Here is a 363-nt window from a genome sequence, read left to right as displayed (position 1 = left end):
GCCACTCGCCGGCGCGCACCACGCTGGCGAACAGGCGCAGCTGGCCACAGGTGCGGCCGCGCTCGCCCTCGAGGCGGGGCCGCGGCAGGCCGGTCTCGGCGATGGCGCGCTCGATCAGCGCGTCGCCGATCGCCTCGATCTCGTCGGCGACCGTCTCGAGAAAGGCGGCGCGCTGCTCCAGCGTGGTCTCGCGGTAGCTGGCGAAGGCCGCCTCGGCCAGTTCGCAGGCACGCTCGACCTCGGCGACGGTGCCGCCGGCGTAGGTGGGCTCCAGGCGCTCGCCGGTGGCGGGATTGACGGCGTGGATGGGCTTGGAACTGCCGCTTGCGGCCTCGCGGCCGATCAGCATCTTGCCTTGCAGTG

The 363-nt window shown here is 73.8% G+C and carries 1 protein-coding gene; it reads right to left on the bottom strand.

What is annotated here, in order from left to right; all coding sequences use genetic code 11:
* On the bottom strand, window positions 1-361 hold a 361-nt coding region (locus DIS04_RS20320), incomplete at its 3' end, for an aldehyde dehydrogenase family protein (protein WP_162623144.1).
* Window positions 362-363 lie beyond the last annotated feature (2 nt).

The organism is Billgrantia lactosivorans (genome assembly GCF_003254665.1).
Classification (GTDB): Bacteria; Pseudomonadota; Gammaproteobacteria; order Pseudomonadales; family Halomonadaceae; genus Halomonas; species Halomonas lactosivorans.
Note: the sequence above shows the minus strand (reverse complement) of the source record. Positions and strands in the feature narration are given on the sequence as shown.